The organism is Aquibaculum arenosum (genome assembly GCF_029222965.1).
Lineage (GTDB): Bacteria > Pseudomonadota > Alphaproteobacteria > Kiloniellales > DSM-21159 > Aquibaculum > Aquibaculum arenosum.
Genome location: NZ_JARHUD010000001.1, coordinates 481505 through 507113, shown reverse-complemented (window position 1 = coordinate 507113; position 25609 = coordinate 481505). Strand labels below are relative to the sequence as shown.

The 25609-nt window shown below is 64.7% G+C and carries 21 protein-coding genes; 8 read left to right on the top strand and 13 right to left on the bottom strand.

Annotation, left to right across the window (positions count from 1 at the left end):
- Positions 1-14: 14 nt before the first annotated feature.
- From P2G67_RS02330 to P2G67_RS02310, 5 genes are all read left to right on the top strand, one after another.
- Entirely contained in the window at positions 15-458 is a 444-nt protein-coding gene (locus P2G67_RS02330; protein ID WP_275819624.1) for an acyl-CoA thioesterase, read from the top strand.
- A 121-nt stretch (positions 459-579) separates the two neighbouring features.
- On the top strand, positions 580-2952 hold the full coding sequence (locus tag P2G67_RS02325) for a penicillin acylase family protein (protein ID WP_275819622.1): 2373 nt from the start codon (positions 580-582) through the stop codon (positions 2950-2952).
- 7 nt (positions 2953-2959) lie between these two features.
- The gene (locus tag P2G67_RS02320) at positions 2960-4192 is read left to right on the top strand and encodes a threonine ammonia-lyase (RefSeq protein WP_275819621.1); all 1233 of its coding nucleotides are present in this window, start codon (positions 2960-2962) and stop codon (positions 4190-4192) included.
- A gap of 72 nt (positions 4193-4264) precedes the next feature.
- The gene (locus tag P2G67_RS02315) at positions 4265-5641 is read left to right on the top strand and encodes a pyridoxal-phosphate dependent enzyme (RefSeq protein WP_275819619.1); all 1377 of its coding nucleotides are present in this window, start codon (positions 4265-4267) and stop codon (positions 5639-5641) included.
- Between the two features lie 8 nt (positions 5642-5649).
- On the top strand, positions 5650-6819 hold the full coding sequence (locus P2G67_RS02310; protein WP_275819617.1) for a trans-sulfuration enzyme family protein: 1170 nt from the start codon (positions 5650-5652) through the stop codon (positions 6817-6819).
- A 13-nt stretch (positions 6820-6832) separates the two neighbouring features.
- Here P2G67_RS02310 and P2G67_RS02305 read toward each other — a convergent pair whose 3' ends face one another.
- On the bottom strand, positions 6833-7459 hold the full coding sequence (locus P2G67_RS02305; protein WP_275819615.1) for a LysE family translocator: 627 nt from the start codon (positions 7457-7459) through the stop codon (positions 6833-6835).
- A 176-nt stretch (positions 7460-7635) separates the two neighbouring features.
- Between P2G67_RS02305 and P2G67_RS02300 the strand changes: the two genes are divergently transcribed.
- A complete protein-coding gene (locus tag P2G67_RS02300) occupies positions 7636-9003 on the top strand; it encodes a glutamine synthetase family protein (protein WP_275819613.1) in 1368 nt (455 codons plus the stop codon).
- Between the two features lie 146 nt (positions 9004-9149).
- Positions 9150-10322, top strand: coding sequence for an iron-containing alcohol dehydrogenase (locus tag P2G67_RS02295; protein ID WP_275819611.1), 1173 nt, complete (start codon positions 9150-9152; stop codon positions 10320-10322).
- A gap of 189 nt (positions 10323-10511) precedes the next feature.
- Here P2G67_RS02295 and P2G67_RS02290 read toward each other — a convergent pair whose 3' ends face one another.
- From P2G67_RS02290 to P2G67_RS02240, 11 genes are all read right to left on the bottom strand, one after another.
- Positions 10512-12086, bottom strand: a complete 1575-nt coding sequence (locus tag P2G67_RS02290) for a TRAP transporter large permease (protein ID WP_275819855.1) — start codon at positions 12084-12086, stop codon at positions 10512-10514.
- Positions 12087-12091: 5 nt separating this feature from the next.
- The gene (locus P2G67_RS02285; protein WP_275819609.1) at positions 12092-12637 is read right to left on the bottom strand and encodes a TRAP transporter small permease subunit; all 546 of its coding nucleotides are present in this window, start codon (positions 12635-12637) and stop codon (positions 12092-12094) included.
- 94 nt (positions 12638-12731) lie between these two features.
- On the bottom strand, positions 12732-13838 hold the full coding sequence (locus P2G67_RS02280; protein WP_275819607.1) for a TRAP transporter substrate-binding protein: 1107 nt from the start codon (positions 13836-13838) through the stop codon (positions 12732-12734).
- 290 nt (positions 13839-14128) lie between these two features.
- Positions 14129-14890: a TerB family tellurite resistance protein gene (locus P2G67_RS02275; protein ID WP_275819605.1), complete on the bottom strand. Its 762-nt coding sequence runs from the start codon at positions 14888-14890 to the stop codon at positions 14129-14131.
- 136 nt (positions 14891-15026) lie between these two features.
- Positions 15027-15263 carry a sulfurtransferase TusA family protein gene (locus P2G67_RS02270; RefSeq protein WP_275819602.1) on the bottom strand — a complete coding sequence of 79 codons (237 nt, stop codon included), beginning with the start codon at positions 15261-15263 and terminating at the stop codon, positions 15027-15029.
- A 59-nt stretch (positions 15264-15322) separates the two neighbouring features.
- Positions 15323-15820 (bottom strand): copper chaperone PCu(A)C, encoded by a 498-nt coding sequence (locus P2G67_RS02265; protein WP_275819600.1) that lies wholly within the window; start codon positions 15818-15820, stop codon positions 15323-15325.
- A 121-nt stretch (positions 15821-15941) separates the two neighbouring features.
- The gene (locus tag P2G67_RS02260; protein WP_275819598.1) at positions 15942-17927 is read right to left on the bottom strand and encodes a D-apionate lactonase family protein; all 1986 of its coding nucleotides are present in this window, start codon (positions 17925-17927) and stop codon (positions 15942-15944) included.
- On the bottom strand, positions 17924-18910 hold the full coding sequence (locus P2G67_RS02255; RefSeq protein WP_275819596.1) for an ABC transporter permease: 987 nt from the start codon (positions 18908-18910) through the stop codon (positions 17924-17926). The genes P2G67_RS02260 and P2G67_RS02255 overlap by 4 nt, the downstream gene beginning before the upstream one ends.
- Positions 18907-20820, bottom strand: coding sequence for a sugar ABC transporter ATP-binding protein (locus P2G67_RS02250; protein ID WP_275819594.1), 1914 nt, complete (start codon positions 20818-20820; stop codon positions 18907-18909). The genes P2G67_RS02255 and P2G67_RS02250 overlap by 4 nt, the downstream gene beginning before the upstream one ends.
- A 134-nt stretch (positions 20821-20954) precedes the next feature.
- On the bottom strand, positions 20955-21929 hold the full coding sequence (locus tag P2G67_RS02245; RefSeq protein ID WP_275819592.1) for a substrate-binding domain-containing protein: 975 nt from the start codon (positions 21927-21929) through the stop codon (positions 20955-20957).
- Between the two features lie 39 nt (positions 21930-21968).
- Positions 21969-22715, bottom strand: coding sequence for an FCD domain-containing protein (locus tag P2G67_RS02240; RefSeq protein WP_275819590.1), 747 nt, complete (start codon positions 22713-22715; stop codon positions 21969-21971).
- A 282-nt stretch (positions 22716-22997) separates the two neighbouring features.
- Here P2G67_RS02240 and P2G67_RS02235 point away from each other — a divergent pair, with 282 nt between their 5' ends.
- On the top strand, positions 22998-23891 hold the full coding sequence (locus tag P2G67_RS02235) for a hypothetical protein (RefSeq protein ID WP_275819587.1): 894 nt from the start codon (positions 22998-23000) through the stop codon (positions 23889-23891).
- Positions 23892-24212: 321 nt separating this feature from the next.
- Here P2G67_RS02235 and eno read toward each other — a convergent pair whose 3' ends face one another.
- Positions 24213-25490, bottom strand: a complete 1278-nt coding sequence (gene eno / locus P2G67_RS02230; RefSeq protein WP_275819585.1) for a phosphopyruvate hydratase — start codon at positions 25488-25490, stop codon at positions 24213-24215.
- Positions 25491-25609 lie beyond the last annotated feature (119 nt).

Below are 25609 nucleotides of genomic sequence, written 5' to 3'. Positions count from 1 at the left end.
GCCGGCAGCACCACATGAGCGGCAAGGCATTCGACCCTACCGATCGCACCCTCTACCGGGACTGGACCGAGGTCACGATCCGCTATGCGGACATCGACCCCAACAACCACGTCAACAACGGCGCCATAAACCAGTTCTTCGAGGACGGGCGGGTCGACCTGCGTCAGCGCCACATGACCGCCCTGCCCAGCGGCGTGCTGACCGGCTTTGCCCTGGTCAAGTTCTCGGCGAGCTATCACGCAACGCTGCACTACCCGGGCAAGGTGGAGGTGGGCACCGCCGTCACCCGGGTGGGCCGCAGCTCCTACGAACTGACCCAGGCCATCTTTCAGGGCGAACGCTGTGCGGCGACAGCGGAGGTGGTGACGGTGCACATCGACTCGGAGTCCGGACGCTCCACACCGCTGCCCGAAGCGGTGCGGGAAATCCTTCAGTCCCTGCTGGTTGGCGGCGCATAAGGTCCACGTCCGGGCGACCGGCGCCGCTTCTGCATGAAACCGGATCCCGGCTGCTGTATCATGGCGGCGATACCCGTTGCCGGCATCGACTGCTGGCCGATCCCTCTCGCCGGAAGCCCTGATGATCTTTCTGCGCCTGCTGAAGTGGAGTGCCCTGGGTCTGGGCGGGCTCCTGGTGATCTGCCTCCTGGTGTTGGCCGGCACGCTGTTTTGGCTGCGCGGCTCCCTGCCCCAGACCGAGGGCGAGGTGCAGGTCGCAAGCCCCGTGGGCGATGTGGAAATCCTGCGCGACGCTCAGGGGCTGGTGACCATCCGGGCCGAAAGCCATGCGGATGCGATCTACGGGTTGGGCTATGCCCACGCTCAAGACCGCCTGGCCCAGATGGAGTTGATGCGCCGCCTGGGCACCGGCCGCATCGCCGAGGTGGTGGGCCGTATGGGGATGCGCGGCGACCGGCTCTTCCGGCAGCTCGAATTCGCGCGGCTGTCTCAGGCTGCCATAGAGCACCTCGAGCCCGAGACGCTTGCGGTGCTTGAAAGCTATGCGGCTGGGGTCAACGGCTTCCTGGACAGCCACTCAGGCCCCCTGCCCCCCGAGTTCCTGCTCGCTGGCAAGCCCGAGCCCTGGGAGCCCTGGCATTCGGTGCTCTGGGGCAAGCTCATGGCACTGCAGCTCTCCGGCAACTGGCGCGAAGAACTGCAGAACGCCCGCCTGGCCACCCGACTGAGCGCGCAGGAGATGACCGAGCTTTTCCCCGAACAGCCGGCCGACGCCCCCGCAACCTTCACCGAAGCCATGCGCCTCGCCGCCGCACCACCCAGCCTGCTCGAAGCCTTGCCGCAGGCCTGGCAGGCGCGCCGCGGCGCCAGTAATGCTTGGGCGCTTTCGGGCGAGCACACGCAGTCGGGCGCACCCCTGCTGGCGAATGATCCACACCTTGGTTTGAGCGCCCCCGGCACCTGGTATCTGGCGCGCCTGGAGACGCCCGAGGGGGTTTGGGCCGGCGCCACCGCCCCCGGCGTGCCGGGCGTGGTCATCGGGCACAACGGACACGCGGCCTGGGGCTTCACCACCACCCACAGCGATACTCAGGACCTGGTGATCGAACGCCTGGTCGAGGGCGACCCAAATCACTACCAGACCCCGGACGGCCCCAGGACCTTCGACACCTGGGAGGAGGAGATTGCCGTTCGCGGCAGCGACACCGAGGTCGTCACCTTCCGCAAGGGCCGTTTCGGCCCGGTGGTCTCCCAAGGCGAAGCCGACGTGCTGGGCCGCGACGTCGCCCTGACCCTCGCCTGGCCCGCACTACAGGAGGAGGATACCTCCGCTGATGGCCTCGTGCGCCTGAACCAGGCCCGCACCCCGGCCGACTTTGAAGCCGCCTCAGCCCGCTTCGTCGCGCCGCAACAGAACATCTTCTTCGCCACCACCGAAGGACAGATCGCCTTCTCTGCGCCGGCGCTCGTCCCGATCCGTGACGGCTACGATGGGTCCCTTCCGGTCGAGGGCAGCGAGCGCGAGGCGATCTGGACCGGCTTCATCCCGCGCGCCGACCTGCCACAGACCGTCGATCCGCCGGGCGGGCGACTGGTCAACGCCAACAATCGGCCGGTGGAGCCGGACTACCCCTACCTGCTCGGCACCCGCTGGCCGGAACCCTATCGGGCGCAGCGGATAGAGTCCGTTCTGGAAGAAGCAGAGAACGCCGATGCCGAAGCAATGGCCGCCTTGCAGATGGACGAAGTGTCCCTTATGGCGCGCGACCTGCTGCCCATCCTGCTGGCGGGTGAAGCAGACGATACGCTGAGCGCTGAAGCCCGGGCCATGCTCGGCGCGTGGGACGGCACCATGAACTGGAGTCGCCCGGAGCCCCTGATCCTCTGGGCCTGGCTCGATGTCCTGCACGAGGCCCTCTTCGCGCCCAAGCTCGGTCCGCTCTATGGCGAACTGCGGCGGCTGGAACCGCGCGCCGTGAAAGGTATCCTGGAACGCGACGACGGCAGCTGGTGCCAGGCACGTGCCACGGACTGCTCGGCCCTGCTGGAACAGACGCTGCAGCAGGCGCTCGACGGGCTGGAGGTCACCAACGGCGAGGAACTGCGCGCCCTGCGCTGGGGCGATCCCCATCAGGTCCGCATCGCCCACTTCCTCCTGGGTCGTATCCCCTTGCTGGGCGATCTTCTGGCATTGGAACTTGCCACCGGCGGCGACGACTACACCGTCAATCGTGCCAGCCCGAGCCGTGATCCCGCCAGCCGTTTCCGGCAGGTCCACGGCCCCGGCTTGCGGGCGGTGTTCGATCTCGCCGATCTCGAGGCCTCGCGCTTTTCCTTGTTGCCGGGGCAGAGCGGCAACCCCTTCTCGCGGCACTTTGACGACCTGGCCGCAGCCTGGCGCGACGGGGAAACGGTGCAACTGGTCGCCCCGGCACAAGCGGAGCGCCGCCGCCTGGTGCTCACTCCCGCCGCCGACAGCAGCAGTGAAGAGTAAGTATGTCATGAGCAGTGTCACACTCGAGTCCATCCGGCAGGCCGCCGAAGGCATCCGTGCGCATGTGGTGCGCACGCCCACGGTTCCGGCAGCGCGCCTGGCGGAAACATTGGGCTGCGAACTCTTCCTGAAACTTGAGTCCCTGCAGTTCACCGGCTCCTTCAAGGACCGCGGCGCCTGCTGGAAGCTGATGAATCTGGATGAGGAGCAGGCTCGACGCGGCGTCATCGCCATGAGCGCCGGCAACCATGCGCAAGGCGTTGCCTACCACGCCCGGCGCCTGGGGATTCCCGCGACCATCGTGATGCCTGAGTTCGCGCCCTTCGCCAAAGTGGAGCGCACCCGCTCCTTCGGCGCCCGGGTGGTGCTCACGGGTGAGACCCTGGACGCCTCGGCGGTGGCTGCGCGCGAGATCGCCGAACGCGACGGCCTGACCTTCGTACATCCCTATGACGACTCCTTTATCATCTCCGGCCAGGGCACCATCGGCCTGGAACTGCTACAGGACCTGCCGGACCTGGACTGCGTCATCGTGCCCATCGGCGGCGGCGGCCTGATCGCCGGGATTGCCACTGCCCTCAAGGCCGAGCGGCCGGAGATCGAGATCCTGGGTGTCGAGGCGGCGCTCTATCCCTCCATGCACCAGGTCCTGCACGGGCAGACGCCAACGGCCGGCGGCACGACGCTCGCCGACGGCATCGCCGTCAAGTCACCGGGCGAGATCACGCGTGAGATCGTGCGCGAGTTGGTGGCGGACATCCTGCTCGCCGACGAGGCGGCACTTGAAACCGGCGTGCATTATCTGGTGGAGCGCCAGAAGGTGGTTACCGAAGGGGCCGGCGCGGCGGCCATTGCCGCGATGCTGAGCCAGCCCGAACGTTTTGCCGGGCGCAAGGTGGCAGCGCTGATCGGCGGGGGTAACATCGACGTGCGCCTCCTGTCCGGCGTGCTGGCTCGCGGACTGGTGCGCGACGGCCGGGTCGTGCGGCTGCGGGTCGAGATCATCGATCAACCGCGACAGCTCGCTCGTCTTGCTCAGGTGATAGGCGACAGCGGCGGCAACATCATTGAGGTCTATCACCAGCGCCTCTTCGCCGACGTGCCGGCGAAACGCGCCGACATCGACGTGGTGGTGGAAACGCGCGACAGCGAGCATGTCGCCGAGATCATCGAGGGCCTGAAGCAGGGCGGCTTCCCCAGTCGGGTCCTTTCCAGCCGCTCGATGGAGGCCAATCTGTGATCGGGCCTTGCCCCGGCCGGCGTTTGGACACAGGTCTTTAGACTGTACTCCTCTGATTCGGGGCCGATTCCCATGACGCTTTCCACATATCACGACACGCTGGAGACCATCGGCAACACGCCGCTGGTTGAGGTGACCCGCCTGGACACCGGTCCCTGCCGCCTGTTCCTGAAGCTGGAGAACCAGAACCCTGGTGGCTCGATCAAGGACCGGATCGGCAAGTCCATGATCGAGGCCGCGGAGCGCGATGGAAAGCTGCAACCAGGCGGCACGATCATCGAGGCGACTGCCGGCAACACCGGCTTGGGCCTGGCACTGGTGGCGGCACAGAAGGGCTACAAGCTGGTCCTGGTGGTTCCGGACAAGATGGCGCAGGAGAAGATCTTTCATCTCCGGGCCCTGGGCGTCGAAGTGATCCTGACCCGCTCCGACGTGGGCAAGGGTCATCCCGAATACTATCAGGACATGGCCCTGAAGATCGCTGAGGAACGCGGCGCCTTCTTCGTCAATCAATTCGAGAACCCCGCCAACCCCTACGCCCATGAGTCCACCACCGGGCCGGAGATTTGGGAGCAGATGGGCCATGACATGGACGCCATGGTCTGCGGCGTGGGCTCCGGCGGCACGATCACAGGTCTGGCGCGCTTCTTCGGCAAAACCGGCGCCAACGTCGAGATGGTGCTGGCGGATCCGGAAGGCTCCATCCTCGCCAACTACGTGGAGACCGGCGAGATTTCCGAGGATGTCGGTTCCTGGGTCGTCGAGGGCATTGGTGAGGACTTCCTGCCTTCGATCTGCGATCTCACTCCGGTGCGAAAGGCCTACTCCATTCCCGACAAGGAGGCCCTGCTCACCGCACGCGATCTGCTGGCGAAAGAAGGCATCCTAGGCGGCTCCTCCACCGGCACGCTGCTCGCTGCTGCACTGCGCTACTGCCGGGAACAGACCGAGCCGAAGCGGGTGGTGACGCTGGTCTGCGACAGCGGCAACAAGTACCTCTCCAAGATGTACAACGATTACTGGATGCTTGATCAGGGCTTCCTGGAGCGCCCCGTCGCCGGCGATCTGCGCGACCTCATCTCCCGCCGGCACCAGGATCAAGCCACAGTCACCCTCTCCCCCGACGACACGCTGCTCACCGCCCACGGGCGCATGAAGCTCTACGACATCTCCCAGCTTCCCGTGGTGAACAATGCCGGTGAGGCCATCGGCATCCTCGACGAAAGCGATCTTTTGCTGGCCGTGGTTGAGGAGGAGGCGCGCTTTCGCGATCCGGTGTCCAGCGCCATGACCCGCAAGCTTGAGACCATCGAGGCGGATCGCCCGGTCGAGGACCTGCTGCCGATCTTCGAGCGCGACCATGTGGCCATCGTGCTGGACGGCGGCCAGTTTCTGGGTCTCATCACCCGCATCGACCTCGTCAATCACCTTCGCCGCAAACTGAAGTGAGCCCGTCCATGTCCGAGAGCTTTGGCCGCAACCGCCCCGGTTTCGGCACCCGTGCCATCCACGCCGGTCAGGAACCCGACCCCACCACCGGCGCGATCATGACGCCGATCTACGCCACCTCGACCTATGTGCAACAAAGTCCCGGGGTGCATAAGGGCTACGAGTACAGCCGCTCCCACAACCCCACGCGCGGCGCCTATGAGCGCTGCATCGCCGACTTGGAAAGCGGCCGGCAAGGCTTTGCTTTTGCCTCAGGTCTGGCGGCAGCAGCCACGCTGCTGGAGTGCTTCGACAGCGGCAGCCACATCATCGCCATGGATGATCTTTATGGCGGCACCTACCGTCTGTTCGAGAACGTGCGCCGCCGTTCGGCCGGTCTCGAGTTCAGCTTCGTGGACATGAGCGACCTGGACGCGCTGGAAGCGGCCATCCGCCCGGAAACGCGCCTGATCTGGATCGAGACTCCGACCAACCCGCTGCTCAAGCTGGTCGACCTGGAAGCGGTCGCCGCGCTCGCCAAGAAGCATGGCATTGTCACCTGCGCCGACAACACCTTCGCCAGCCCCTGGGCACAACGCCCGCTGGAAATGGGCATCGACGTGGTGATGCACTCGGCCACCAAGTATCTCAGCGGCCACAGCGACGTGGTCAGCGGTGTGCTGGCGGTCGGCGAGAACCGCGAACTTGCGGAGAAGATCGGCTACCTCAGCAATGCCGTCGGCGGCATTCAGGGTCCCTTCGACTCCTTCCTGGTGCTGCGCGGCCTTAAGACACTGCACCTGCGCATGCAGCGGCACTGCGAGAACGCACTGGCTGTGGCCCGCTTCCTGGAGGAGCATCCGGCGGTGGAGAAGGTGATCTACCCCGGCCTGCCAAGCCACCCACAGCATGAGCTGGCCCAGCGCCAGATGCGCGCCGGCGGCGGCATGGTCACGGCGGTGTTGCACGGCGGCCTCGAGGCTTCGCGGCGCTTTCTGGAGCGGGTGGAGGTCTTCGCCCTGGCCGAGTCCCTGGGCGGGGTCGAAAGCCTGATCGAGCATCCGGCGATCATGACCCACGCCTCGGTTCCCGCCGAAACCCGGGAGAGCCTGGGCATCGTCGACGGCCTGGTGCGTCTTTCGGTCGGTGTCGAGGACAGTGACGATCTGATCGGCGACCTGCGCCAGGCTCTCGCGTAAACTGCGCTGAAGCTCAGCCGCCAGCCCGACGCAGGCTGGCGGCGAGCAGACCCGCACCGATCAACACGCTGCCGCCCAGGCGGTTCATCCAGCGCAGCGCTTGTGGGCTGCGCAGGCGGCGGCGCAGGCGCCCGGCCAATAGCGCATAGATCAGGCAGTTCAGTCCGGCCAGCGCCAGGAAGGTGGCGCCAAGCAGCACAAGCTGCGGGACGACGGCGGACGACGGCGTCACGAACTGCGGCAGGAAGGCGACGAAGAAGACGATTCCCTTCGGATTGAGTGCGGTCACGGCAAAGGTGTGCGCCATGACTCTCGGTCCGCGCAGCGGTGTATCGATCGCGGTTTCCAGCGGCGCCACCGGTGCGCGCCACAAGGCTACTCCCAGCCAGAGCAGATAGAGCACGCCCAGCCACTTCACGACCATGAAGGCGGTCGCCGATGCAGCCAGCAGTGCGCCCACACCCAGCAGCGAGGCGGTCATTGCAGTGAGGTCGCCCAGCAGCACGCCGGCGATCGTCCAGCGCGCTGCCGCCGCGCCGCGCGACAAGGCATAGGCAACGACCAGCGTGATCGTCGGCCCGGGGATGGCGACGAGAACGGCCGCCGCGGCCACAAAGGCCAGCCAAGTTTCAATGCTCATGGGACAGAACTTTGACGGTGATTCCTAGGATGAGGCATCCACAGCCCTGCGCTGCAGTCAAGCTGGTGCTTTGCAGCCCTGCCCCGTCGCACTATGGTCTTGCACCGCCCCGATTTGGGGCCCGAAAGTAACATGATAAGCAGGCGCACGGGCGCCGACAAACCAGGGGAGTGTTCATGCAAGGCATGCTGGATCTCGAAGCGCTGCGGCGCCTCGTGCGGGAGGGGGAAATCGACACGGTGCTGGTCTGCTTTCCGGACTTGCAGGGCCGGCTCTTGGGCAAGCGCGTGGCGGCAGACTATTACCTCGAGCAGGTCCATGAAGAGACCCATGCCTGCGATTATCTGCTCGCTGCCGACATCGATATGGAGCCGGTGCCCGGTTACAAGGCCGCGTCCTGGGAAAAGGGTTACGGCGACTTCGTGATCAAACCAGACGGCGCCACGCTGCGGCGTGTCCCCTGGCTGGAAGGCACGGCGCTGGTGATGGCCGACGTCTGCGACCACCACGGCGAATTGCTGCCGCACGCGCCGCGCTCGGTGCTCAAGCGCCAGCTGGCGCGCCTGGCCGAGCGCGGCTGGAAGTCCATGAAAGGCTCGGAGCTGGAATTCTACCTCTTCGACGAGACCTACAAGACGGCGCACGAGAAGGACTACAAGAACCTCGATCACGCCGGCTGGTACATCTCAGACTATCACATCTTCCAGACCACCAAGGAAGAGCCGATCATCCGTGCCATTCGCCTGGGCATGGAAGGCGCAGGCATCCCTGTCGAGGTCTCCAAGGGCGAATGGGGCCCGGGTCAGGAGGAGATCAATTTCCGCTACTGCGATGCCCTGGCGATGGCGGACAACCATTCGATCTACAAGAACGGCGCCAAGGAGATCGCCTGGGCCCGGGACCGGGCCATCACCTTCATGGCCAAGTACCGCACGGACCTCGCCGGCAGCTCCTGCCACATCCACTCCTCGCTCTGGAAGGCTGACGGCTCGGCCGCACTCTTCGATGGGCCCGGCGGCTCGCCCGAGGGCATGCCGGACCTCTTCAAGCAGTACATCGCCGGCAACCTCGCACTTGCCGAGGAGATGACCTACTTCTTCGCGCCCTACATCAACTCCTACAAGCGCTTCCAGGCCGGTTCCTTCGCGCCGACCAAGGCCGCCTGGTCCTTCGACAACCGCACCGCCGGTTTCCGCGTCGTCGGCCACGGCAAGGGCCAAAGGGTCGAGTGCCGCATCCCCGGCTCAGACTGCAATCCCTACCTCGCCTTTGCGGTGATGATCGCCGCCGGCCTGCACGGCATCGACAAGGGCCTGGAACTGCCGCCGCCCATTACCGGCAATGCCTACGAGTCCAAGGAAGTGCCCGACGTGGCGCACACCCTGCGCGACGCCCTGTCGGCGCTGGAGCGCTCCGAGGTGTTGCGCGAGGCCCTGGGCGACGATGTGGTGGAGCACTATCTCCACACCGGCCGCTGGGAGCAGGCCGAGTTCGACCGCCGCGTCACCGACCTGGAGGTCACTCGCCTCTTCGAGCGAATCTGATCGAGTTTCATCGGGCGAGGGGCCATCCTTGGCCCCTCGCCGGCGCTTCCGTTACAAGCCAGGCCGGCAGGGCATTGCCATGCGCCGGCCTGTGGCCGTACCAAGAGCAACCATCATCACGCCCACCTGCAGGAGAGTTGAATCGCATGTCCGGCGCCGGCCATCTCAAAGCCACCTGGAGCTTCCCGACCCAGATCCTTTTCGGTCCGGGACGCATCAAGAACCTGCCCCAGGCCTGTGAAAGCCAGGGCATGCGTCGCCCGCTGCTGGTCACCGACCCGGGCCTCGCCGCCCTGCCCATCGTGGAGGCGGCACTGCAGTCGCTGCGCGCGGCCGGGCTTGAGGCAGGGCTCTTCTCCAACATCAAGGGCAACCCCACGGGCACCAATCTGGCCGATGGCATCGAGGCCTTCCGCAGCGGCCGCCACGACGGCGTGATCGCCTTCGGCGGCGGCAGCGCGCTGGACGCCGGCAAGGTGATCGCCTTCATGAGCGGCCAGAGCCTGCCCTGGACCGACTTCGAAGACCGCACCGACGAGTGGAAGCGTGCCGACCCGGCGGGCATCGCCCCCATCGTCGCCGTCCCCACCACCGCCGGCACCGGCTCCGAGACCGGGCGCGCGGGCGTGATCACCGACGAGAGCGACCACACAAAGAAGATCATTTTCCATCCGAAGATGCTGCCCGGTGTGGTGATCTCCGACCCGGAACTGACGGTGGGGCTGCCGGCTCACATCACCGCCGCCACCGGCATGGACGCCCTGGCCCACTGCCTGGAAGCCTATTGCGCGCCCGGCTATCACCCCATGGCCGAAGGCATCGCGGTGGAGGGCATGCGGCTGGTGAAGGACTATCTGCCGCGCGCCTTTGCCGACGGCAGCGACGTGGAGGCCCGCGCCCACATGCTGGCCGCCGCCTCCATGGGCTCGGTCGCCTTCCAGAAGGGCCTGGGCGGCATCCATGCGCTCTCCCACCCGGTGGGTGCGGTCTATGACACCCATCACGGCCTGACCAACGCGGTCTTCATGCCCTACGTCCTGACCTTCAACCGGCCGGCGATCGAAGACAAGCTGGGCCGCCTGGCCGCCTGGCTCGGCCTGCGCGAGCAGAACTACGCCGGCTTCCTCGATTGGGTGCTCTCCTTCCGGCAAGAGCTGCAGATCCCGCACACCCTGGCGGAACTGGGCGTGGACGATGCACGCCTGGACGAGCTTTCTGTCATGGCCGAGAAGGATCCCACCGCCGGCGGCAACCCGCGTCCCCTGACCGCTGCCGACTGCCGCCAGCTCTTCGAAGTCGCCCTTGCCGGCAAGCTATAGAGCAGATCGACTCAAATCGGGTTCGCGAAGCGACCCGGTTTGAGTCGTGAATCTGCTCTACACTCTTGATTCAGAGCGGATTCACGCGGTTGCTCTGAACGCTGCGCGTTACAGAACAAACGCGATCCGCTCTGATGCCTGCCCCCTGACTGCCGCCTGTCTTAAGCAGCGGTCAGGGGGAACCATTTCTCAGAACAGTTGTCCCGGCAGCCAGGTGGCCAGGCCGGGGAGGCTGTAGACGATCAGCACCGCCAGCAGCTGCAGCAGGATGAAGGGCACCGCACCGCCCCAGATCTGCAGCGTCGACACGCTGGGCGGCGCCACCGAGCGCAGATAGGCCAGGGTGTAGCCCACCGGCGGAGTGAGGAACGAGGTCTGCAGTGTCAGCGCGATCAGCACGCCGAACCAGATCGGGTCGATGCCCGCGGCCAGGATCGGCGGTCCCACCACCGGTATCGCGATGATGGTGATCTCCACGTAGTCCAGGAAGAGACCGAGGAGAAACATCATGAAGAGCACGAAGAACATCATCGTGTGCGGCCCGCCGGGCGTGGCATCGAGCAGGTCGCGAATACGCTCCTCCCCGCCCAATCCACGGAACACCAGCGAGAAGAGCAGCGCGCCGATGATCAGCGTGAAAATCATGCTGGTGGTGCGCGCCGTGGAGCTCATCGCCGGCCGGAGGATCTCCGTGCGGCCGAGATCGCGCCAGATCACCGCGATGGCGACGGCACAGGCCAAGGCAATGGCTCCCGCAATCGCCAGCACCACCTGATCTGCGGTCGGCGGATTGGGCCGGCCCAGGCGCAGGTCGAAATTGGCCGCCATCACCATCAGGATGACGAGGCCCAGGACCGCCACCCAGAGCGCCCAGGTGTTGCGCCCGGTGCGCATGCCGGCGAGTAGGGTCGCCCCCACAGCCCCCACCGCCGCCGCCTCGGTCGCGGTGGCGATACCGCCCAGGATCGAGCCTAGGACCGCCACGATCAGCACCAGCGGTGGGATCAGAACGGACAGAACCTCACGGCGGCTGACCCGTGCCGCGCCCGCTTTGCCACCGGCCTCCTCGATGGCGCGCGGCGGAATGGGCGGTGCAAGCGAGGGCTTCAGGCGCGCCGCAACGAACTGATAGACAATGTAGAGGCCGACCAGCATCAGCCCCGGCAGGAGCGAGCCGGCGAAGAGCTCGCCGATGCTCATGGTCTTGGCGGCGAAGTTCCCCTGGCTGTGCTGCGCACGCTGATAGGCCGAGGCCAGCACCTCGCCCATGATGATCAGCACGGTCGACGGCGGGATGATCTGACCCAGAGTGCCCGCAGCGCAGATGACGCCGCTGGAATAGGAGGCATTGTAGCCGTAGCGCAGCATCACCGGCAGGGCCATGAGACCCATGGTCACCGTGGTCGCGCCGACAATGCCGGTGGAAGCGGCCAGCAGCGCGCCCACCACCGTCACCGATACGCCCAGCCCACCGCGCAGATCGCCGAAAAGCGCGCCCATGGTGCGCAGCAGATCCTCCGCGATGCGCGAGCGCTCCAGCACCATGCCCATAAACACAAACAGCGGAATGGCGATCAGGGCCTCCGACACCATAGTATCGAAGATACGGCTGGGCAGCGCCCCGATCATGTTGAAGTTAAGTTCGCCCAACGATAGGCCGATCAGCCCGAAGATCACGGCCGTGGCCACCAGCACGAAGGCGATGGGTGCACCGATCAGGACCAGGACGAAGAGCCCGGCGAACATCAGGAGGTCAAGCGGCATCCCGGTCACTGCGGCTCCTCCCAGGGCGCGCCGAAGACCTCCACCTCCTCACCGGCCAGCACCGCGATGCAGCGCAGGGTGATGGCCATGGCTTGCAGGAACAGGAGCAGCACGAAGCCCAGGACGACGGTCTTCAGCAAATAGGTGCCCGGCAGGCCGCCGAAAAAGAGTGCGCCTTCGCGGATCTTCCAAGAGGCGGCCACGTAGGGCCAGCCGAAGTAGAGCAGCAGCGCACAGAGCGGCAGGATGCCGAGGAAGATGCAGCCCAAGTCAATCAACGCCCGTCCGCGTCGCGACAGGCGGCCGTAGATCATGTCAACGCGCACATGGTCGTTCTTCAAGTAGGCATAGCCGACCATCAGCATGAAGAGCGTGGCATGGGCGTAGGTGACCGAATCCTGCAGCTTGATGCTGGTAGAGGAGAAGAGGTAGCGCATGGCCACCGTGGAGAACTTCAGCAGCACGATGGCGGCCACCAGCCAATAGAGCCAGCGCCCGATCACCCGCGAGGGCCAGTCGAGCAGACGGCTGACGGCAAGCAGATGGGTCATGCTCCACACTCCGCCACAACAAGAGTGAGGCCGCACATCCCAAAGAAGCGGTCAGGCTCCCGGGATGCGCGGCCGCCGGAAGGGTCCCGCGGCCTCAGGCCTCGGGGAAGTCGAAGGTGCGCGCGTTCATCTGCGCCGCGTAGCTGTAGCGCGCAAAGGTCGCGGTTTCGTTGCGATAGCTGGCATAGCTCGCCATCACCTCGCGCACGGTCTCGTCGGAATCGTCCAGCAGTTCCTGCACGATTTCCTTGGTGGCCTCGGCAAGACCCGCGACGATCTCGTCGGAGAGCATGCGCACCTGCACGTCATGCTCCTCCACCATGGTCTTCAGCGCCCGGGCGTGGTTGATATCGTAGCCCGTGGTGATGTCCTCGGAGACGGCGGCCGCCACTGTGGTGATGATCTGGCGCAGGTCCTCGGGCAGGTCGTTGTAGGCGGCGGCATTGATGCCGATTTCCTCGGCCGAGGAGGGTTCGCCCGGACCCGGCGCGTAATAGTTCTGAGCCACCTGGTGGAAGCCGAAAGCGAAGTCGTTCCAGGGGCCAATGAACTCGCCCGCGTCGATGGTGCCAGCCTGCAGCGCCTGGAAGATCTCACCGCCAGGCAGGCTGACCACGGCCACGCCAACCTTGCGCAGCATTTCGCCGCCGAAGCCGGTGGTGCGGATACGCAGACCGTGCAGGTCGTCCAGCGTGTTGATTTCGTTGCGGAACCAGCCAAAGAACTGCGGGCCGGAGTTGCCGGCAATGAAGCCCTTCAGCCCGAAGCTGTCGTAGATCTTGTCGTAAAGCTCATAGCCACCGCCGTGATACATCCAGCCCATCTGCTCCGGCGCGGTGAAGCCGAAGGGGAAGGAGCCGAACAGGCCGATGGCCTTGTTCTTGGAGGTCCAGTAGGCAGGCACCGCGTGGTACATCTGCGCCACATCCTGCGAGACCGCATCGAAGACGCCGAAGGCCGGCACGATCTCACCGGCGCCGTGCACGTTGATCACGATGCGACCGTCGGACAGATCGGTGATCTGCTGTGCGATTCGCCGGGCATTGTCGTCCACCCCAGGCGCGCCCGTGGGCCAGGCGGTCACCATGTCCCACTCGATCCGGCTCTGCGCGATCGCCGGCGTGGCCAGCCCCGCGCCCGCGGCAACGGCCGCCGAGCCCGCCAGAAAGCCGCGGCGATTCACTGTAACGTCCCTGCTCATCTCGATCTCCAATTGCTGTCGGTTGCGCCTGCACCGGTCAGGCCACGAGGAACAGCCCGCCGCCTCAGGTCCGCAAGGAGCACACCATCCAGCGATTGGACTGCGTCAAAGGCGCTTTGCCACCGCTTATCGCCCCACCGCATGTGGTCGGGCGGGGCGGCATCGCTCCCCCAAGCGGGTTGCATTCTTTCCGGGATAACCAGAAGGGACAAGAGACAAGACGGCCTCTTATGGCGGTCCAGCCCGGCGGTCCAGCCCGGCGGTTCAACCCAGTGGTTCAACAGGGTGGTTCAACGCAGGCCGCGGCGCTTCTTGACTTCGGTCCAGGCGCGGTTGATGCGGGCCAGCTTCTCGTTGGCGAGATCGACGAACTCTTCCGGCAGGCCCTGGGCAATCAGGCGGTCGGGATGATGCTCGCGCACCAATTGGCGATGGGTGCGGCGCAGGGTCTCCTCGTCCGCATCGGGAGTGACACCCAGGATGACATAGGGGTCGTCCTCGGCCGGTCCGACATTGGCGGCACGAATGCGCTCCCACTCAGCCTCGGAGAAGCCGAAATGCCGGGCGACCTGGTGCAGATATTCGATCTCCGCGTCGTGCACCGCTCCGTCTGCTCGGGCGATGTGGAACAGGCCGTCGATCAACTCCTCCAGCACCCGGGGATTGTCGCGGAACATGCGGCCGAGCTGCCGGGCGTAGGGTTCGAAGCCGCGTGCGTCGCGCCGCGCCTGATTGAAGACCCGACCGACGTTGCGCATCTCGTCGGGCGGAACCTGAAAGACCTCCTTGAAGGCCGCCACCTCGTCGCGGGTGACCGCACCATCCACCTTGGCCATCTTCGCGCCAAGCACGATGACGCCGATGGTGAAGGCAATGGACTTCTCCGGCCCGTTTTCCGGCTGCCGCCCTTCCCGCTCGGTAATCAGCGCCTCTTCGGTGCTGTCGCGCATGCGGTCCACCGCATGGCCTGCCAATCCGCCCAGCAAGGCGCCCAGGGGGCCGCCCAGTGCGAAGCCGGCGGCACCGCCGACGATCTTGCCCCAGATGCTCATGAGTTCGTCATGGTCTCCCGACCGGTCCCCTGCCCTCGCCTGGGCCACAGTCTGCCCGCATAAGAGGATTACTCAGAATGTTGCCGGCCGCAACAAGCTGTCGGCTGCAGCGAGATGAGGTGCCGCCCCGCTCCCCTCACCCGACCTTGCGGATCAGGTGCACAAGGATGCCCTCGCCGTTCTCGCTCTGCTCCAGCAGTTCGTGGCCGCTGGTCTCGCACCAGGCGCGAAAATCCTGCCGCGAGTCGGGGTCGGTCGCCAGCACACGCAGCCGCGCGCCATCCGGCAGTGCGGCTATGGCCTTACGCGCGCGGAGCACCGGCAAGGGACAGCGCAGCCCGCGCGTATCGATTTCCGTGACCTCCGCATCCATGCCGCGCTCCCTCTTGCTGTCTGGGCTCCTGCTACCGCTGATTCTGCCGAGGGCCTGCGTCACTCTTGGTCCTGGACTGGGTCCTGCCCGTGCCCGGCGCCGTGACCCTGGTGGCCAGCCCCCTCATTTCCCTCGCGCAGCGGGCGCACCTCGGCCTCGACCTCCAAATTGCCCGCCCGCTCAAAGCTCAGCGTGAGGTCAATGCTATCCCCTGCAGCCAGGGGTTCGGCAAGCCCCATCAGCATGATATGCAAGCCGCCCGGAGCCAGCGATGCACTCCCACCTGCCGGAATCTCAATGGCCCCGACCTGCTGCATGCGCGCCACTTCACCGTCCATGACGTGATCGTGCAGTTCGGCGCGCACGCCCACCGAAGCACTGACCGCCACCAGGCGCTCCGGCTCGCTGCCGCGGTTGTGGATGGTCATGTATGCCGCGGAGTTCGGCACCATGCCGATGGACGCCCGCGCCCAGGGATCATCCACCCGCACCTCCTGCGCTGCGGCCGCCCCGGCCCACAGCACACCCAGCGTCACAGCCGCCACCAAGACACGCATAGCCTCTCTCCCACCACAAGTTTCCAGTCTCCGCAAGCAACCACAATGCCCCCACCCGGCGGAAGCGCTAGATTGTCGCAGGCGGGTGGGGCTATGGAGTCGCTTGGCGAATGTTCGCGCCTCAGGCGGTAAAGCGCAGGACCGCGTAGGGCCCGATCTCCGCGCTGTTGCCATCGAAGGCTTCGCCAGGGCGATCCATGAATTCTGGATCTTTCGACGCTTCGACAAAGCTATCGGCGTCCAGTCGCACGCAGCGACGAAGCTCATCAACATTTTCCAGGACAAGGGTCCTGCTCTCGCTGAGGAGATTCGCCACCCAGAGTTCCCGGCCGTTGTCACCCTCCAGCGCAATGGCCTGCACATCGCGCTGCGAATCGCAGTGCGTGTCGAGCAGCACCGCGCCGCGCTTCCCGGCCAGACCGCGGAAAACGTGGAAGACCGGATAGTATCCTTCGGCTTCATCGAAGTAGGGCTGTGCATAAGGCATGGGCGCATGAACCAGACCGAAGGGCCCCACTCCGCCACCAAGGCTGATCGCCTGCGCGCCGCCCTTGGCGAAATGCGTAGCGTAGCCGAGGTTCCAGGCCGCACCCAGTAAGCCGCGCTGGCGCGGGTCCATTCTGTTCATGGCCTGGCGGATGTTGTCGGGATTGTCCATCGGCGCCTCGCCATAGGGATTGGCGCGCATGCCCAAGGCGCTCGGCCCCACGTGGTAGGGCTTTCCCTTGGCGATCTCGCGAACGCTCTTCGCGATGTAGGGCAGCGATTCCAATCCCTCGGTCGCCGAACGGTCGTCGCCGGCGTGCACGAGGCCGCTGGTCGTGAACGTCACGATATCAAGCAGATCCGTTGGGGGCCGCTTGCGATTGAGCTCGGTGAAATAGCTGAACATGCCGCCGCCCAGCTTCGCGTTCGGGAAGGCTATGCGGCCGGCCTTGTAGACTTCTTCGAGCGGCGGGCAAGGCGGCCACGGGCTTCCGGGAAGGGTGCATTTCAGGTCCGGCGCGGGAGACAGCAACACCACCACAAAAGGGTCTCCGATCTCCGCCGCCATCCGGCCGAGAGTCGCAATGTCTGAGGCGAAATCCTCGACGCCGGGAATCACGGCCTCAAGCCAGGCTTCGCAGCCTAGCGATCGTGCGAGGTCCGCCGCCCGGGCAAGCTCCGCCTTCCCATGCCCCTGCCGTGGATCGAAATGACAGACCAGGTGATGCGGCCGCGCGGTCGAAAGTTCGGCGACCCTCTGCTGGGTGGCTGCGACGAGCTCCGGTTCCAGCCCGATCCCGAGCGGCGGAACTGTCCCCACCGGGTCGCCGATCGAAACGGTAGCTGTGCCCTGCTTGCGATTGCGCGCCTGCGAGGGGCTTCCGGTAACCTCCAGCGTGACCTGCTGCTCCAATGTTGACCCCTGCTCCAGTTTATAGGGCCAGGGCAGAGCCAGGGGGCGGACATAGGTCTTGTAGGAGGCATCGGTCCAGTTGCGCTGGTCCTCCATTTCGAAGGTATCACCTTCCATGCGGCAGGTGACCTTCAGCCCGGGAACCGGCTCGTGGGTCAGTGCGCGCAGATCCATCATGGGCTGCAAGGGGTCGATGATCTCCGGAAAGGCGCTGTCCACCTTGCGGCCGTCCACATGTTCGACGTGAACAGGATGACCTGCCACGCCGTCGATTGGATGCAGGACGACAAACCCGGTTCTGTTGGTCAGAAAGTCGGACAAGGCTTCGCCGGTTGCCGCGAAGGACAGGCGACCGTCGCTCGATCCCTTGATAATCGCGCTGTAGCGGAAGCTCTGCTGGCTGTCGCCAACCTCTGCATCGTAGTGGACGGTGAAACCCGCTGCCGTCTCTTTCACGTCAAGCTTAGAGATGGTTGGGTTGTAGGTGCCCCAGTCCTTGTCCCGGACGATGTAGGAAACCGCACGGATCAACTCGATGCCGTCCAGTCGAATGTAGCGGAGGTTTCCGGCGTCTAGCTCTGCCGTCAATTTACCGGCCCGCAATACGATCGGGTCAGGCACCTGCTCTTCCGTGCCATAGAGTCGAACGTTCGTTGTCGGATTTCCCATCGTAAAACCTCCGTTTACTCGGCGGTGGTAGCCAATCAAGCCCGCGACCGGCGGCTGAGCAGGCTTTCTATCAAGAGTGCGAAGATGATGATCGCGCCGATGGCGGAACCCTGCCAGAAGGGCGACACGCCCAGCAGGTTCAAGCCGTTGCGAATCATCACCATGATGACCACGCCGATCAACGTGCCAGCAATCGAGCCCCGTCCGCCATAGAGACTGGCACCGCCGATCACGACGGCCGCGATGGCATCAAGTTCCAAAAGGTTGCCCGTCAGGGGGTCGACCGACAGAATCTGCGCCGTCAGGAAGGTCACCGCCACAGCCGCAAACATGCCCGAGATCACGTAGGGGAGTATGCTGTAAAACAGCACGCTCAAGCCCGCCGCACGCGCCGCTTCTTTGTTCGAGCCAACGGCATAAATGGTCCGCCCGCCTTTGGTGTAGCTCAAGTAGAGGCCGGCCAGGAGGTACAACAGACCCAGGCAGAGGACGTTTGTCGGAATGCCCAGCACCGTCGTGTAAACCAGGTCCGACAGCTCCATGGGAATGGAACTGATCGAGGTCTGCCCGGAGAAAATGTAGGCGAGACTGCGACCGATGGCCATGACGCCCAGCGTCACCACAAAGGCCGCCAGCCCGAAGTATCCGATAAGAACCCCGGAGAACAGGCCGATTAACCCGCCTGCAGCAATCGCCATGGCGATTGCCACCGGAATGGAAAAGTCCTGCAAGGCCAAACCGAGAATGACCCCGGTCAGTCCTGCGACAGAACCAACGGAGAGGTCGATCCCGCCTGTCAGGATGACAAAGGTCATGCCAATGGCGACGATCCCGATCACGACAGATTGGTCGAGAACGTTCATCAAGTTATTGGCTGTGAGGAAGTAGGGCGACATGATTGAAAGAACGACGGCTATGGCGAGTGCCAAACCAAGCATGCGCAGTTCCAAACTGTTGCCCACGCGCCCCAAAAGCCGTTTTAGATCAACCGATGACTGCATAGTTCTCGTTTCTTGTGTCATGCTGCTTCCACCTCATGGTCCAAAGCCGAGAACCCGATGACCAGATCACGAACGTTCTGAACCGAGGGTGGTGTCGGTGAGGTTGTTACCAGGCCGATCCAGCCGAGATCGTGCCCCCGTTTGCTGGGGATCGGCATGAGGAAGGTGCGGCGCTCTCCGTTCGGCTCAGCGACGAAGTCGTCCTGCGGGTGCTGTAAGGCGGTCGGGATTGCCGTCTGGTCGAAACTGGGCGATTCCCCGGCTTGGAAACCAGGGTCTGCGCTGGCCTCTGCCACCACGGCATTCAGGCATATGACCCGCCCTTCATCGACAATGGCCCAGAAACCTGCGCCGCCGTAGCGTTGGGTCAGTTCCTGCAGCAGTTTCGTGTTTCGCTCCGTCGACGTGCGCGGCGCCGCAAGCAAGGTCAGCTTCTCCTCATCGAGGTGCGCGCTCGGAAGGTCTGCGATCGTGTGGCCGTCACTCATTACGATGATCCGCTCACAGACGCCGAGAAGCTCCTCGAAATCCGAAGAAATCATCACGATCGAAACACCACGCTCCGCTATCCTGCGCAGCATGGAGTAGATCGATGACCGGGTGCCGATATCAACGCCCTTGGTCGGCTCGTCGAGAATCAGAACACTGGGATTCAGCATCAGCCAGCGCGCAATGATGATCTTCTGCTGCATGCCGCCGGAGAAGTTCAGCATGTTGGCATCCAGCAGTCTGCTCGCAGGCATGTCGAGTAGGTCAAGCAGCTCCGCAATCTTCTCACGCCGAGAGCTGTAGTTGAGCAAGAAGCCAGAATGGGCACCCAGGTGGGCGAGGAGCAGATTCTCGCGCACCGATAAATCGGGGACGATGCTCTGGACCCTGCGATCCTCCGCCACGAATCCGATGCCGGCCTTTACGCAATCGCGCGGCTTCCTTGGGCGGAAGGCTTTGCCATTCAGTTTGATCGTGCCGGCCTGATAGGGCCGCAAGCCAAACAGCGCCTCTGCCGTCTCGGAGCGACCGGCTCCCACCAGCCCCCCAAGACCCAGAATCTCGCCGCGGTGAACGCGAAAGCTCACGTTTTTCACCGCAGGCAGGGCGCGCAGCCCCTCGACGGCGAATGTTTCCTCCGCCCCTGCCTCCGGCGAACGCAGGCCGGGCACCGCATAGATGGACCCGATCTCACGCCCCACCATGTGTCGGACCAGGTCGGTCTGAGTCAGTTCGCGTGTTGCAACCGACTTGGCAACCGTTGCGCCCTCGCGCATCACGGTAACCCGGTCGGTAATCGCGAAGACTTCCTCCATTCTGTGCGAAACGAAGATCAACGCTTTTCCGTTCGCGCGCAGATTAGCCATGATGCCGAAAAGCTGTTCGACTTCGTTGGGGCTCAAGGAGGCCGTGGGCTCATCGAATATGATCAAACCGGCATCAAGCGCCAGGGCCTTGGCTATTTCCACAAGTTGCCGCTGTGCCGAAGAGAGGCGTCGCACCTCAGTATCCAGTGGCAAGGCGTGCTCGTGAACAAGGTCGGAAAGAATGCGTTTCGCTTGCTGACGCAGCCTTCGGTAGGACAAGCGACCCGGTTTCCCCAGTTCCGGGAGAAAAATGTTCTCCAGAACTGACATATCCGGCGCCAGGCTCGTCTCCTGCATCACGATTGCTATTCCACAATCGAGCGCCTCGCGTGCTGATCTGAGACTCAACGCGCGGTTTCGGTAGATTATCTTTCCCGAATCCGGGAACACATGACCGGCGATGACCTTCGACAAGGTGGATTTACCGGCGCCGTTTGCTCCCAACAGGCCATGCACCTCTCCAACCCGAAGCTCGAACTCTGCATTGTCCAGTGCACGGGTTTGACCGAATGTTTTGCAAACCTGTGAAGCCTGGAGAATTACTTGGCTTCCGCTATCGTTCGTGACGTCATCCATAATATCGCCGACTTCATTTCGGAGCGGGAAGGCAGCTGGCGGGCATTATGGCCCGCCAGCTGATCACCGTAAAACGACCAATCAAGACGGTTCCGGCAACAGCCGAACCCTTGATGCGATCCTATTGATCAGCTCTAGTCGATTTCGTTGGCGAACACCGTCTCCCGCACCGTCGGCAGCAGTTCCTCGATGTTCTCGCTGGTGACGACCAGGATCGGCACGAGGATTTCCTTGTCCGGGGTGCCACCGTCCAGATGCTCGATCATCGCCTCACCCGAACGCACGCCCATCAGGTAGGGCTGCTGCATGCCGGACGCGACGATGTCGCCGGATTGCAGGAGTTCGACAAACTCCGGAATGCCGTCAAAAGCGGCGACAAGCACCTCGCCGCTGCGACGCGCAGCACGGATCGCCCGCAGCGCACCGATTGCCGGCTGGTCCGTCTGAATGAACATCGCCCGCATTTCCGGATTTGCGGTCAGCATGTCCTGGGTAAAGCGGAAGGTTTCATCTGCGGTGTAAGACTGCATCTGTTGCAGTCCGGCTTCATTTTCGATGCCCGCTTCTTTCATCGCATCACGGAAGCCGGCGGTCCGCGCCTGGCCGTTCTTGCGCGCCTGCGAGATGGTGACGAGACCCACAGAGCCGTCTTCCCATCCCTTGTCCTTCATGGCTGCGGCAAGAGCCTCGCCCGTGCCGTGAGCACCATCGTAGTTGTCGGAGATGATGAAGGAGACGTACTCACCGCTGTTCGTCCCGATATCGGCAATCACCACCGGAATACCGGCTTCTTGCGCCATCTCCAGGACAGCCGGGGCTGTGGAGCTATCGGTTGGCGAAATGACGATCCCATCCACACCGCGCGCAATGGCATCCTGTGCATTCTGTCGCTGTGTCTGGGCGCTGTTGCGCGAATCCAGGGCCTGGAAGCTGTAGCCATTCTCCTCGGCCACGGCCTCGACCCCCTTGGAAAGGTAGCGCCAGAACGGCAGATCGAGACCCGGCGTGAGGTACACCAGTTCCTTGTCCTGCGCCTGGGCGCCTCCGGGAATGGCTGCGACACTGAATGCCGCCGCAGCTGCGGCCATTACCAAATTGCGAATACGCATTTTTCTTCCTCCCACTGATTTCACTGTTTGCAGACTGCGCTACGGCGACTGGGGAGGCGTTTCGTCCTCAACCATCCGCCCGTTGACGGCGGCCCAATAGCATTCGACCGTCCGTTCCAAGTGCCGCGCCATTGCTTGTTCCGCGGCGTCGGCATCACCTGCCACTATGGCGTCGAAGATCGCCCTATGCTCCGCGAGTGTCGAAACATCCCGGCCTGGCAGCATCAAGGTCGTGTGCCTTTGATCCAGCAGCCAAGAGGCAAGCGCCATTTGCGTCGATTCAAAAATCGGATTGGACACACTGCGAACGATCGCGGTGTGAAAGGCGACGTCGGCGCCCTCATAGCGGCGGGGATCACCAAGAGCATCCTCCTGGTCCTTCAAGGCCCCCGCGATGCGCTCGACGTCTGCCTGGGTCCGGATCTGCGCCACCTCACGGGCCAGCGCACATTCAATCAGGCGCCGTGCGGCCTGGAGGTTTCGCATCCCCACCTCGTCGGCCATGAATGACCGGACCGAGGTGGTCAGTTCCTGGAGAATGATTGCCGGTGACGGCCGTGTGACCACAGCAGGGCTTCCGCTACGTAGGCGCAGGAAGCCCTGACGTTCCAGCGTCAAGAGCGCCTCGCGCACGGCTGGTCGGCCGACGCCGTAGCGCTCCATCAGTTCATGTTCGGAGGGTAAGCGGTCGCCCGGCTTCAGGCTGCCGCTGACAATCAGTTCGCGGAGCTGATGCTCGACCTCTTCGTAGAGCTTGCGGCGCTGAATCCGCTGCTGGCCGATCATTGTTCGTGACCCATCCATCCCCGAGTGCCCGCACGCTATCATGCAATCATACAGCCTGTAAGCAGGAATTGTGTTGCTGTGACGGGAACCGAGCAACGGCGCCCGGGTTAACACTCCCAAGCGGCCGGCTCTTCTGTCGGGCGCCGATGTCTTATCTGCTGCGAAAGGGGGACTGGTTATGCACAGCATCATCTATCTCGTGGGCCTTGTTGTCGTCATCCTGTTCATTCTGTCGGTGATCGGCCTGGCCTGATCGCAATAAAAAGCAAGGGAGGGCCTCCGATGCCGAGCAGCCTGTCTTCCGCGCCGGGCGCACAGCCCGCCGCCGCGTCCGTTGGTCCCGCAGTGGCCACGCCGTCCGGGTCGGCAACCTATGTCGACTGGGCCTCCATTATCGGTGGGGCGCTCTTTGCCGCCGCGCTCTCCTTCGTCCTCATCACCTTCGGCAGCGCCATCGGCCTCACCATGGTGTCCGCCGAACCTGGCGAAGGCGTTTCCCTGCGCTGGGTCACCATAGCGGCGGGGATCTGGTTCATCTGGGTGGCCATCTCAAGCTTCGCCGCCGGTGGCTATATCACCGGACGGCTGCGTCGACCGCTGGGCGATGCCCCAGCCGAAGAGGTCGAGACGCGTGATGGCGCCCATGGCGTGCTGGTCTGGGCGCTGGGCACTCTGCTGGCCGTGCTCATGGCGAGCAGCGGTGTCGGCGGCCTGCTGGGCGGCGCGTCCAGCGCGGCCGGAAGCCTCGCCGGCAGCGCCAGCGAAATGGCGACCGAGGAGATCGAGGGGTATGCCGGCCGGATGCTGCGCAGCGACGGCAATCTGCCCTCGGCCGAGGCACGCAGCGAAATCGCGTCCGTGCTGAGCCGCAGCCTGGCCGCCGGAGAAGTGAGCGAGGAGGATCGGACCCACCTCGCCAATATCGTCGCGGCAGAGACCGAGCTCTCGCCCGAACAGGCTCAGGCACAGGTGGAAACCGTAGCCACTGAGGCCGAGGAACTGCGCGCAGAGGCGGTGGAGATGGCCGAGCAAGTGCGCATCGCCGCCGTGATCGGAGCCTTCGTCGTGGCAGCCACCCTGCTGGTCAGCGCCGCGGCCGCCTACTTTGGCGCGTCCACCGGCGGCCAGCACCGCGATCGGCGCATCTCCTTCCGCCACTACGGCCGTCCCTATTGACGCTCGCCCGCTAAGCCGTCGCTACGGCCAACCACTCGGGCCGACCATTTAGGCCAATCATTAGAAGGACAGTCCAATGCCCGCGCTCATTGCCTGGCTCCTCGGCGCCCCGCTGATCGTCATCATCATCATCGCTATCCTGATGTGACCCGGTCGGGGCCGGAGCCTACCTATCTGCCTCCGGCCCATGCAGCTCCCCAAAACGGGCCGCAAAGCGAACTCAAGCAAACGCGATGACTCTGGGGCGGATAAAGTTGAAGGCCTTCTGCGCAAGACGCTCCGGAAGGCCTTTCACTTTCCACGGACTCACCCGCCGCGGACTCACCCCCGCAGAATGCTGCGCCCGGCGTAAACGGCAGCCGGGCCGAGCTGTTCTTCGATGCGCAGGAGCTGGTTGTACTTGGCCAGGCGGTCGGAGCGGGAGAGGGAGCCGGTCTTGATCTGACCGCAGTTTGTGGCCACGGCGAGGTCGGCGATGGTGGCATCTTCGGTCTCGCCGGAGCGGTGCGACATCACCGCACCGAAGCTGGCGCGCAGCGCCGTTTCCACCGCTTCCAGGGTCTCGCTCAAGGTGCCGATCTGGTTGACCTTGACCAAAATGGCGTTGCCGGCCTGGCGCGCGATGCCGTCGCGCAGGCGCACCGGGTTGGTCACGAAGAGGTCGTCGCCGACCAACTGCACCTTATCGCCGATGGCGGCGGTGAGCGCCTGCCAGCCGTCCCAGTCATCCTCGGCCATTCCGTCCTCGATGGACACGATCGGGTAGGCGCCGGCCAGGTCCTGCAGCCATGCCGCCTTCTCCGAACCGTCGAGACTGAGCCCCTCCCCCGTCATCTCGTAGCGGCCGTCCTTGAAGTACTCGGTGGCGGCGCAGTCCAGGGCCAGCACCACATCCTCACCCGGTTTGTAGCCGGCCGCGTCCACGGCGGCCATGATGAAGTCCAGGGCCTCGCGGGTCGACTTGAGATTGGGCGCGAAGCCGCCCTCGTCGCCCACGTTGGTGTTGTGCCCGGCGGCCTTCAGCTTGCCTTTGAGCGCCTGAAAGACCTCGGCACCGGCGCGCAGGGCCTCGGCGAAGCTCTCGGCGCCGACGGGCATGATCATGAATTCCTGCACGTCGATGGGGTTGTCCGCATGAGCCCCGCCGTTGACGATGTTCATCATCGGCACCGGCAGGCTGCGGGCATAGGCGCCGCCGATGTAGCGGTAGAGCGGCAGGCCCGCTTCCTCCGCCGCGGCCTTGGCGACTGCGAGCGAGACGCCGAGAATGGCATTGGCACCCAGCCGGCCCTTGTTCTCCGTGCCATCCAGCTCGGTCATCGCGTGATCCAGCGCTACCTGGTCGTCGGCCTCGAAGCCGGACAGCAGGTCGAAGATCTCGTGGTTCACCGCCTCGACCGCCTGCTGCACACCCTTGCCGCCATAGCGGCTCGCATCGCCGTCGCGCTTTTCCACCGCTTCATAGGCGCCAGTTGAGGCACCGGAGGGCACTGCGGCGCGCCCGAAGGCGCCGCTTTCCAGCGTGACATCCACCTCCACGGTGGGGTTGCCGCGGGAATCCAGGATCTCGCGCGCGCGGATGTCGAGGATGGCGCTCATGGCTTTGGCTTCCTGTTCGTTGTGGCTCAAGGCGAAAAAGGGCTTAGCAGAGGGCTTGCAGCGGCACAACTCTCCCAGCCGACCATCCTGCAGCCGATGCTTTCACGCCGCCGCCGCAT